Consider the following 10207-nt stretch of genomic DNA (forward strand, 5'->3'; position numbering starts at 1 on the left):
CCCAGATACTCAGCAGCAGGTAGCGACCGTCGCGGGTGAATTCGACGTGGGCGGCGGTCTTTCCGGGCATCGGGCGCAGGGTGTGAGCGATTTCCAGGGTCTGTTTGTCGATCAGGTGGATCGCATCGTTGTCGGGGCCGAAGAACACGTCGGTCCAGGCATACCGCGAGTTGACGTGGCTGCGCATGAAGAAGCCCGGCCCCAGGGTCGGTATTTCCTTGAGCAGTTTCCAGGTCTTGAAGTCGATGACCGAGATCAGGCCCTTGCTGATGTTCGGCGTGGCGAACACCCACTCACCGTTACGTTTCCAGTAGGTCCYGGACCCCAGGTGCGGCATGCCCGGCAGTGGAATGTCGGTGACCACCTTGCCACTGTCGAGGTCGATCACCTGACCGCCCTTGGCCGCGCGCGACGTGGCCAGCAGTTGCTTGTAGTCCGGTGAAAAGGAAAAGTCGTCCAGCATATCTTCGGCGTGGATCCGTCGCGGTTCGAAATCCGGTGTGCCGGTGCAGGGCAGTTCCCAGACTTCCTTCACGTCCTTGAGCGCTACGATGAAGCTGTCCCGTGGCGGCGCGGTGTAGACCGCGCTGACCCGTGACGCGGTACCGTCCTGGCCGATCGCCGGAATGGTTTTGACCAATGACAGATCACGGGCATCGAGCACCACCAGGTTGCCAGGCAGGTAGTTGCCCACCAGCACCCATCGGCCGTCCTTGCTCACCGCGARGTTGCGGGTGTTGAGCCCGGCGCGGACCTCGGCGATCAGTTTCAGGTTATGCAAGTCATACAGGCTGATCCAGCCATCGCGAGAAGCCACGTAGACGAAGCGTCCGTCCGGCGAAAACTTCGGCCCGCCATGCACTGCAAAGTGCGAAGAGAACCGAGCCAGCACTTCAAAGCGGTTGCCGTCGAGGATGTCGATGTGATGATCACCGGCTTCCACCACCACAAACAGGTTCAGGGGATCGGCGCGATGCTGGGGTGTGTCGGGCAGTTTGTTGATATCGGCGAGAATCGAATGACTGCCGCGAATGTCATCGTTGCTCCAGGTGGGTGGGGTGGCGGGTGGTTGCTGGAGGTAGTCCACCAACGCGTCGATCTGCGTGGCGTTGAACACGTTGGCATACCCGCTCATCTGACTCGCGGGACGACCGTCCTGGATCACGCTGCGGATTTCGTCGGGTTTGATCCGGCTCAGGCTTTCCGGCAGCAAGGCCGGTCCCGTACCGCCGAGACGATTGGCGCCATGGCAGCTCTGGCAATGCTGTTGGTAGAGGTTGGCGGCCACGTCGGAGGGCGGAGTCGCTGCACCGGCGTGAGCCGCACCGATCCATAACAATGGGCCAAGCACCATGCGCCTCATATCGCCACCTTGCGCTGGCGTTGCAGCGCTGCGGGGTAAAAGCGCGCCGGGAATTCCTGTTGTTGGGCAGCGAACAGATCGACCACTTTGCCGATCACCGCAAGCGTCGGAATGCCAGGTGGGCATTCCCGCGCCAGGGTCGGCAATTGGTGCAGCCTGCCTCGKGCAACRTGCTGGTCGGGACGCGTGCCATTGCTGATCAGCGCCGCCGGTGTCTCGGCGGGCATTCCRGCTTCGATCAAGCGCTGGGCGATAATCCCGAGATTKGATAACCCCATGTAAAACACCAGGGTCTGGCTGCTGTCGACGAGGCTGCTCCAGGGTAATTGCAACTCACCATCGTGTTGCAGGTGCCCGGTGATGAATCGACAGGAGTTGACCAGCTCCCGATGGGTCAGTGGAATGCCAGCGTAAGCGCTACACCCGGAGGCGGCAGTAATGCCGGGGACGACCTGGCAGTCAATGTTGCGTTGCAGCAGGTACTCCAGTTCCTCGGCGCCACGGCCGAAGATGAACGGGTCGCCACCTTTGAGCCGGACCACACGCTGCCCCAGATCGGCGAGGTCGGCGAGTAGTTCGTTGATCTGATCCTGAGGCAGGCTGTGGCAGCCGCTGGCCTTGCCGACGTAATGCCGGGCGCAGGTGAGGGGGATCAATGCCAGCAGCTCGGGGCTGATCAGGCGGTCGTAAACCACGGCGTCGGCTTGCATCAACAGGCTCCAGGCGCGCAGGGTCAGCAAGCGTGGATCGCCGGGGCCAGCGCCGACCAGGGCAACTTCGCCCGGTCTGAACGGGGACTCAAGTGCAGCCGGTAAAATAATCGATGGATGCATGGGACGTCCTTGGTACTTCATCAGGTGGGCCGGCCCCATCCTTTGTCAGATGGCTCGCCAGGCGGGTGCTTCAGTGCATGACGCAAGGGATGGTCGGTAAGGGCGACACGCCGATTTCTTCATCGCTGAGGTGGCAACCGGGGTCCTGGCCCCAGAGATCACCCTCGGCCCAGGCGCGGGTGCGGGTATTGCCGTTGCAGATGCTGAGCCAGCGGCATTGGCCACAACGGCCACCCACGGCGCGAGGATGCGCGCGCAGTTGCTGCAACAAGGCGTCCGGGCGGTCCATCCACAGCGTGCGAAACGGTGTGTGCCGGACATTGCCCACCGAGTGCTGCCACCAATAGGTGTCGGGGTGAACTTCGCCGGTGTTGTCGATGTTGGCGATGCCGCTGCCCGAGGCATTGCCGCCCCAGGCGCGGAGCATGTGTTCCAGGCGCCGGTAATGCTCGGGTAGATGCAGGCCTACCCATTGCAGCAGGAGAATGGCGTCGGCATCGTTGTTGCCGCTGACAAAATCGCTGTCGCGACCGTGCTGAATGTCTTCCCAGGCCCGTTTGAAGATCAGCGTCATCGCCTGGCGGCTCATCTGCTGCCGGGCGTCGAGCTGGCGGCTGCGTTTGCCGCGACCGCTGTAGTTGAGGTGCGACAGATAAAACTTCTGCACGTCGTATTCGCGCATCAGTGCCAGTAATTGCGGCAGCTGCGCATGATTCTCCTGGGTCAGGGTGGTGCGCAGGCCGACGCGAATGCCCTGTTCGCGACAGAGCCGGATCGCCCGCATGGAACTGGCGAAGCTGCCCTTGAGTTGGCGGAACGCATCGTGGGTGGCTTCCAGGCCATCGATGCTGATCCCCACATAGTCGAAATTCGCTGCGCGGATCTGCGCAATGTTCTGCTCATCGATCAATGTGCCGTTGGTGGACAAAGCCACAAAGAAACCCTTTGTGCGGGCATAGGCGCTGAGCACAAACAGATCGTCATGCAGCAGGGGTTCACCGCCGGAAAGAATCAATACCTTCACGCCGGCATCGTGCAGATCGTCGATCACGGTCAGCGCGGCGGGCGTATCCAGTTCGTCGCGAAAGACGCTGTCGGCGGACGTGGCGTAGCAGTGTTTGCAGGTCAGGTTGCAGCGCCTGAGCAGGTTCCAGATCACCACCGGCGGCCGGTTGCTGCCCGGTGGGCTGGTTCTGGGGGCGGGCACCTGGCCGGTCAGGGCACGCAGGTATTGGCTGATCCTCAACATGCAACTCTCCTTGAACCAGCGCGTGTTCAGCGTGGCACTGGTGGTAGCCGTAATCCGGTTTTTTTCAGGATGCGACTGCTCACCAGCATCTCGTCGGCGACACAGGCGTCGCCCAGCAAGTAGCGCAGGTGTTCGCGGTAGCTGTCGATTTCCTCGCGGCTGCGACCGTGCACCATGGCGAACAGGTTGTAGCGCCACGCGGTTCGTCGCGGGCGTCGATAACAGTGGCTGACAAAAGGCTGTGCGCCGATCAGCGCGCCGAGGCGCGGCATGTCGGTGTCGCGCACATCCCAAACGGTCATGCCGTTGTAGCGATAGCCCAGGCGATAGTGGTTGGGGACAGCGGCGATGCGCCGGATCGCGCCCTCGGCCTGCAGGCGCTTGAGCAGATCCAGGGTGGATTCGATGCTCAGGTCCAGCTGTTCGGCGAGCCAGGCCCACGGGTCATCCAGCAGCGGCAAGCCGGCCTGGGTCAGTTCAATCAGCCGGTGCGCCAGGGTGTCTTCAGACCGGGAAGTACAGACCGACATGGTAAGTCTCCTCTTTAGGCAAGTTGAGCAGCGGCAAACCGGTCAGGGTTTCGATGTATTGCAAGGTTTCGGTGACGTCTTGTTCGGTCGCGCAGGCGAGCACGAACCACATGTTCCAGGCGTGTTCGCGTCGATAGTTGTGCGCCACTTCAGGCAGGGCATGCAGTTGCTCGGCGACCTCTTCGAACCGTTCTTCCGGCACGGCCAGCGCCGCGAGGGTGAAGGCGCCACCGAGGCGTTCGATGTCGAACATCGGGCCGAAGCGCGTGAGTATTCCTTCACAGAGCAGTTCGTGGAGGCGGTGGAGCAATTCAGGGCTGCTGCTGTCCAGTTCGCTGGCCAGCGCCTGCCAGGGGTTACGCACCAGTGGCAGGCCCAGTTGCAAGCGGTTGATCAACCGACGGTCAAGATCATCCATGGGGCTTGGTTCCCGTTGAGGAGGCGACAAAGCGTCCGCCGCATTGTTTGAAGGCATGGGTGCTGAACAGCAGTTGATGGGGCAGGTCACTCAGCAAGTGTTCTTCCAGCAACGCCTGGATCTGCGCCTCGACCTGCGCGCGTTGGCGTCCGTGAACCATGCAGAACAGGTTGTAGCGCCACTGCGGCAGGCGCCGTGGCCGTTGATAGCAGAGGGTGATACCGGACGCTCGCCCCAGGCGCTGGCCGACWTCGTCGATCAGCGCGTCCGGAACATCCAGCACCAGCATGGCGTTGGCGGTAAAGCCCAGGGCGCGATGGTTGAGCACCAGGCCGACCCGGCGAAACAGCCCCTGTTCGTGCCACTGGTGCATCTGCGCGAGCACCTGGTTTTCGTCGGCGTTTATCCGTTCCGCGAGGGCCTGATAGGGGCGCGAAACACGCGGTAATCCGTCTTCCAGGTGCCTTCGTAAGGCCTGTGTCTGTTCGGGACTCAATCCCGGCTTCATGGGCCTTCTCCCAAGGCAAAACCGAGGTCGATGCGGTAAGCGGTCAACATCGGCAGATCCAGCGGAACAAGGCCGGTTTCGTTCTCAAGTTGTTCGAGAACACGTTCGATGTGGGGGCGATCAGGCCCGGTCAGCACAAACCACAGGTTGTAGAAATGCTCCCGTGCGTAGTTGTGGTTGACCTCGGGATACTGGCTGACGCGCTCGGCGACCTGTTGCAGACGTTCGGCGGGCACGGCGAAGGCGGCGAGGGTGCTGGCCCCGGCGCGGCTGTGTTCGAACACCGGGCCGATGCGTGAGAGGGGGCCGGCCTGAGCCATTTTTTCCAGACAATCCATCACCTGGGCCTCGCGGCAACCGAGAATCCGGGCCATCTCCTTGTAAGGTTCCGGGCACAACGGCATGCCGTGCTGGAAGCGGTCGATCAGTTGGCGGCTGAGCAGGTCGAGGTTCATTTCAATAGCCCATTTTCTGCGCGCGACTGCTGAAGAAGATGCCGCTCGGCGCGGTGGCGGGAAGGGTGCTCAGCTGCTTCAGGCTGTACGGATCCCAGACCTGAACCTGATCGCCATCGCGTAACGACAGCCACAACTGGTCGCCGCGCGCGGTGAATTCCATGTGCAGCACCGCCGGCCCCGGTCGCAGATCGGCGACTACGGCACGGGTTTCGGTGTCGATGACCTGGACCCGATCGTTGTCCGGGTAGGCGAAATTGACCCACAGTTGCCGACCGTCCGGCCGCGACGTGACGAACACCGGTTGACCGGCCACCGGGATGGCAGCGGTCTGCTGCCACGTGCGGGAATCCATCACCAGCACCTGATGACGGCCGACGGCGGGCACGAAGGCCTGGTTGTCGGCAACGGCCCAACCCTCCAGATGCGGCATCTTGTAGACGGGCAACTTCGCCTGGCCGCGTCCGTAATCACCGAGCACTCGCTGCACCCCGCGCTCGGGGTGCCAGAGGTCGAGTTGCGCCATGCCGTCTTCGCCGAACAGCCCAGCCATGTAATAGCGACCATCGGGGGTAATCAGCGCGTCGTAGGGTTGCTGGCCGATGCCGGTGAAGCGGCTGATCCGTGGCGTGCTGCCCTGACTGAAATCGGCGGTCCAGATCTCGCCGGTATCGAACAGGCTGAACACAAAACGCTGTCCGGGCGCGTCGACCAGGCCGACCACCCGTGAGCGTTTGCTGCCATCGGCGAGCGGTGTCGCGGGAATATCGGCCACCTGTTGCAGAGTGACGGCATCGAACACCTTCACGCCGCCGGGCACGTAGTTGGAGACTGCGATCAACTTGCCGTCCTGACTGATGGCGCCGCCGATGCTGTTGCCGCCCTGGATGACGCGATGGTCGATGCGTTGGGTCAGCAGGTCGATTTTGCTCAACCCGCCGTCGCGGCCGAACACATAGGCATAACGCTGGTCGCGGGAAAACACCACCGAGGCATGGGACAGATCGCCGAAGCCTTCGAGTCGGGCCAGTGCCGTGCGGGTATCGCTTTCGATGATTTGCACGCTACCGGTGGTGCGCTCCACCACCACGCCCAGATCGCCGGTACCACGCAAGGGTGACTGAGCGCAGGCGGACAACAACAGCCCGGTCGCCGCTAAAAGCAGGGTTGAACGGATCATGGTGCGGGATATCCCTGGAGAAGAAGATCAACCAGCCAACGGATGTCGTCCGGGCTGAGCAACGGGGCCCAACCGGGCATCGCGGTGCCGGGGCGACCTTGGGTGACGGTGGCAATCAGGCTGTCGCGGGACTTGCCTGCCAGCGTTGCGCGCGTCAGGTCGGGACCCAGCCCGCCGGTCATGTGCAGTCCATGGCAGGCGCCGCAATCCTGGGCCAGCAGGTGCTCGAGTTGGGCCTGACGCTTGGCGTTCGGCGCCGCAACCGAGGTCGCGCAAAAAAGGAGGAGGGCCGCCAGAACCACTGCGTGTCGATGAACCATCATGGCGCCCTCCGTTGGCTATTTGAGACTCAGGACCCAAGTTGCAAGTGTCTTCGCTTCATCATCCGTCACCGGGTTGGCCGGCATTGGTATCGGGCCCCAGTTGCCTTGCGTACCGTTCTTGATGTGGTTGGCCAGGGTGTCCGTGGCACCGGCCACGCCAGCGTTCCGGGCGGCTACTTCCTTGAGTGCCGGGCCGACTAATTTAGTGTCGATGGAATGGCAGGCTGCACAGGGTTTGCTCTTGAACAGCTCCGGCGCGTCTTGGGCCACCACCGGTTGCAGACTCAATGCGCCGGTCAGGGCGATCAGTGAAAGCAGGGTATTTTTCATGAGGATTCCTTTCATTGATGGAGCTCAATAAATGTCGTGTTGGGTGTTGTAGACGTTGAATTTTCCCGTGGGCGTGATCAGTCGTTTGTCCTTGATGACTGTTTTGAGCTTCAGGGTTTTGTCGTCGATTACCACCAGCGCCGATTCGTCCGACTGGCCGCTCCACACGGAGAACCAGACCTCGTCGCCAGCCTTGTTGTATTCCGGCTGCACGACCCGCATGGCGCCTTGCTTGATGCCGGCGTACTCGGCGATGGGCAGCACGGTGTAGCCGGCGTCGAGTTTGTCGAGGTTGAACACCGCCACCGACTGGCTCAGCTTGGCGTCCGGGTTGAGGGTGGTGTCGACATACAGGTGGCGCGAGTTGGGGTGGGTTTTGATGAACAACGAACCGCCGCCCTGGCCCTTGAGCGAGGCGACCTGTTTCCAGGCGTATTGCGGGTGTTTGGCCGGGTCGGTACCGATCAGCGAGATACCGTCGTCTCCCAGGTGGCTGGTGGCCCAGACCGGGCCGTAGACAGGATGATCAAAGTTGGCGCCACGACCCGGGTGAGGGGTTTTGCCGACGTCCACCAGGGCGGCCAACTTGCGATCCTTGGAGTCGATCACGGCGACTTTGTTGGAGTTGTTGGCGGCGGTCATGAAGTAGCGATGGGTGCTGTCCCAACCGCCGTCATGCAGGAAAGGGGCGGCATCGATGTAGGTGATGGTGAGGTTTTTGATGTCCTGGTAATTGACCAGCATGACCTTGCCGGTTTCCTTGACGTTGACGATGAACTCCGGCCATTCGTGGGAGGCGATGATCGCCGCGACCCGGGGTTCCGGGTGATATTCCTGCTTGTCGACAGTCATGCCGCGGGTCGAGACGATCTGTTTTGGCTCCAGGGTTTCGCCATCCATGATGGTGAATTGTGGTGGCCAATAGGAGCCGGCGACCGTGTATTTGTCTTCGTAACCCTTGAACTTGGAAGTCTCCACCGAGCGCGCCTCGATGCCCACTTTGACTTCGGCGACCTTGGTCGGCTCCACCGGCCACAGGTCGATCATGTCGATCCGGGCGTCTCGACCAATCACCAGCAGGTAGCGACCGGAGGCAGAAATGCGCGAGATGTGCACCGCGTAACCGGTCTCGATCAGCTTGACGATTTTCTTGCTGTCACCGTCGATCAGGGCAATCTTGCCGTCATCGCGCAACGTCACCGAAAACAGGTTGGGCAGATTGAGTTTGCTCAGTTGCTTCTTCGGACGATCCTCGGGCTTGACCAGCACTTTCCAGGTTTTCAGCGTCTCGGCCATGCCCCATTCCGGTGGCGTGGGCGGTGTGTGCTGGATGAACTTGGCCATGGCCGTGATCTGATCCTTGGTCAGCGCATTGGATGTTCCCCAGTTCGGCATGCCCGCTGGTGAACCGAAGGTAATCAACGCCTCCAGATACGGTTGGCCGCGAGACTGGGTGATGTCCGGCGTCAGTGGTTTACCCGTGGCGCCTTTGCGCAGCACGCCGTGGCAGCCGGCGCAGCGCTGGAAATAGATTTCCTTGGACGCGTCGAACTCGGCCTGACTCATGTCGGGCGCTCCGGCGGTTTTGACCATCAGCGGGCTGGCCGCAGCAGTGGCGGGTTCCTCGGCCCGGGCCGCATGAGTCACCGCAAGGGCCAGCGCCGACCACAATGTGGCGACAGTCAGAGCAAACGTTTTTCTATTGCTGATCAGCATTCCATTTCTCCTCAGGCAAGACCTTTGCGATGTGCTGGAACGGCAGCGCAGAACGCAGGTTCTTAGTGCCGTGCAAGGCTATGCCCGAGCAGGCCAATGCTTGCTTGACCGCGATCAAGTTTGCCGGCCATGTCACTTGCCAGGTTGTCGCAGGCGCCCGTAGCGTGTGGCTTGAATCCGCTTTTGGAACAGACAGCCCATGGACCGAATCCAGTCTTGCGAACCCTTCTATCAACCGCTCAATAATGAGGAGGCGCTGTTCGAGCAAGCCTGGCGACACGGCATGCCGGTGCTGATCAAAGGCCCGACGGGGTGCGGCAAGACCCGTTTCGTCCAGCACATGGCCCATCGGCTGAAGCTACCGCTGTACACCGTGGCTTGCCATGACGACCTGAGTGCCGCCGACCTGATTGGCCGTCATCTGATTGGCGCCCAAGGCACCTGGTGGCAGGACGGGCCGCTGACCCGCGCAGTGCGTGAAGGCGGTATTTGTTATCTGGACGAAGTGGTCGAGGCGCGGCAGGACACGGTGGTCGTACTGCACCCACTGGCCGATGATCGTCGCGAGTTGTTCCTGGAGCGCACCGGCGAAGTGTTGCAGGCGCCGTCCTCATTCATGCTGGTCGTGTCGTACAACCCCGGCTACCAGAACCTGCTCAAAGGCATGAAACCCAGCACCCGACAACGTTTCGTGGCGATGCGTTTCGGCTATCCACCGGTGGCCGATGAAGAGCGCATCGTCGCCAGGGAGGCTCAGGTGGACAGCGCCCTGGCGGCGCAAGTGGTCAGGTTGGGGCAGGCCCTGCGAAGGCTGGATCAACATGATCTTGAGGAAGTCGCCTCGACACGGCTGYTGATTTTTACCGCGCGAATGATCCGCTCCGGCATGAGCCCGCGTGAAGCGTGCATGGCCTGCCTGGCCGAGCCGCTGAGCGATGATCCGCTGACGGTTGCGGCGCTGATGGGCGTGGTTGATGTCCACTTCGGCTGAGTCCAGGGGCGCTGCGCGTGGCCACCTGCCGGGCGATCTGGCGATGTGGTTTTTCATTTTGGCCGAGTTGTCGGTGTTCGCCATCCTGATTCTGGCGTTCGCCGTGACCCAGGCACTCAAGCCGCAGTTGTTTGGTGAAAGCCGTCAATTGCTCAACACCTCTACCGGCCTGGCGATGACCCTGAGCCTGCTCACCGCCGGGCTGTTCGCCGCGCTGGCTCAGGAGCAGGTCAGGCGCTCCCGGTCCCGCCACGGCGCCGTACTTCTGCTGGCCGCGTTGCTTGCCGGCAGCGTCTACGTGGTGTTGAAAC

Annotated in this window: 12 protein-coding genes and 1 pseudogene; 2 read left to right on the plus strand and 11 right to left on the minus strand. The window is 62.1% G+C overall.

Annotated features, from left to right (window positions below; genetic code table 11):
* The 11 genes from AC1DLB_RS10350 to AC1DLB_RS10400 all read right to left on the minus strand — a co-directional run.
* Positions 1–1363: cytochrome D1 domain-containing protein (locus AC1DLB_RS10350; RefSeq protein ID WP_477784962.1), on the minus strand; the 1363-nt coding region annotated here is incomplete at its 3' end.
* The gene (gene cobA / locus AC1DLB_RS10355) at positions 1360–2196 is read right to left on the minus strand and encodes a uroporphyrinogen-III C-methyltransferase (RefSeq protein WP_018927774.1); all 837 of its coding nucleotides are present in this window, start codon (positions 2194–2196) and stop codon (positions 1360–1362) included. The genes cobA and AC1DLB_RS10350, both read right to left, overlap by 4 nt.
* 70 nt (positions 2197–2266) lie before the next feature.
* On the minus strand, positions 2267–3445 hold the full coding sequence (nirJ, locus tag AC1DLB_RS10360) for a heme d1 biosynthesis radical SAM protein NirJ (protein ID WP_477743985.1): 1179 nt from the start codon (positions 3443–3445) through the stop codon (positions 2267–2269).
* Positions 3446–3471: 26 nt separating this feature from the next.
* A complete protein-coding gene (ahbB, locus tag AC1DLB_RS10365; RefSeq protein ID WP_204125110.1) occupies positions 3472–3975 on the minus strand; it encodes a siroheme decarboxylase subunit beta in 504 nt (167 codons plus the stop codon).
* Entirely contained in the window at positions 3950–4393 is a 444-nt protein-coding gene (locus AC1DLB_RS10370; RefSeq protein WP_086945734.1) for an Lrp/AsnC family transcriptional regulator, read from the minus strand. Before AC1DLB_RS10370 ends, ahbB (AC1DLB_RS10365) begins: the two co-directional genes overlap by 26 nt.
* Positions 4386–4901 (minus strand): siroheme decarboxylase subunit beta, encoded by a 516-nt coding sequence (ahbB, locus tag AC1DLB_RS10375; protein WP_477784963.1) that lies wholly within the window; start codon positions 4899–4901, stop codon positions 4386–4388. Before ahbB (AC1DLB_RS10375) ends, AC1DLB_RS10370 begins: the two co-directional genes overlap by 8 nt.
* On the minus strand, positions 4898–5356 hold the full coding sequence (locus AC1DLB_RS10380) for an Lrp/AsnC family transcriptional regulator (protein ID WP_111454567.1): 459 nt from the start codon (positions 5354–5356) through the stop codon (positions 4898–4900). Before AC1DLB_RS10380 ends, ahbB (AC1DLB_RS10375) begins: the two co-directional genes overlap by 4 nt.
* A gap of 1 nt (position 5357) precedes the next feature.
* Complete coding sequence (locus AC1DLB_RS10385) at positions 5358–6536, minus strand: cytochrome D1 domain-containing protein (RefSeq protein ID WP_477743986.1); 1179 nt, start codon at positions 6534–6536, stop codon at positions 5358–5360.
* Positions 6533–6859, minus strand: a complete 327-nt coding sequence (locus AC1DLB_RS10390) for a c-type cytochrome (RefSeq protein WP_018927781.1) — start codon at positions 6857–6859, stop codon at positions 6533–6535. The genes AC1DLB_RS10385 and AC1DLB_RS10390 overlap by 4 nt, the downstream gene beginning before the upstream one ends.
* 15 nt (positions 6860–6874) lie before the next feature.
* A complete protein-coding gene (locus tag AC1DLB_RS10395) occupies positions 6875–7189 on the minus strand; it encodes a c-type cytochrome (RefSeq protein ID WP_192351166.1) in 315 nt (104 codons plus the stop codon).
* Between the two features lie 24 nt (positions 7190–7213).
* On the minus strand, positions 7214–8905 hold the full coding sequence (locus AC1DLB_RS10400) for a cytochrome D1 domain-containing protein (protein ID WP_477743987.1): 1692 nt from the start codon (positions 8903–8905) through the stop codon (positions 7214–7216).
* Between the two features lie 208 nt (positions 8906–9113).
* On the opposite strand from AC1DLB_RS10400, the gene AC1DLB_RS10405 reads away from it, so the two are divergent.
* Positions 9114–9896 (plus strand): CbbQ/NirQ/NorQ/GpvN family protein, encoded by a 783-nt coding sequence (locus tag AC1DLB_RS10405; protein ID WP_413817535.1) that lies wholly within the window; start codon positions 9114–9116, stop codon positions 9894–9896.
* A pseudogene (locus tag AC1DLB_RS10410) lies at positions 9880–10207 on the plus strand (cytochrome c oxidase subunit 3 family protein); the annotation flags it as partial. The gene AC1DLB_RS10405 and the pseudogene AC1DLB_RS10410, both read left to right, overlap by 17 nt.

This window comes from Pseudomonas sp. 05N434 (assembly GCF_056396965.1).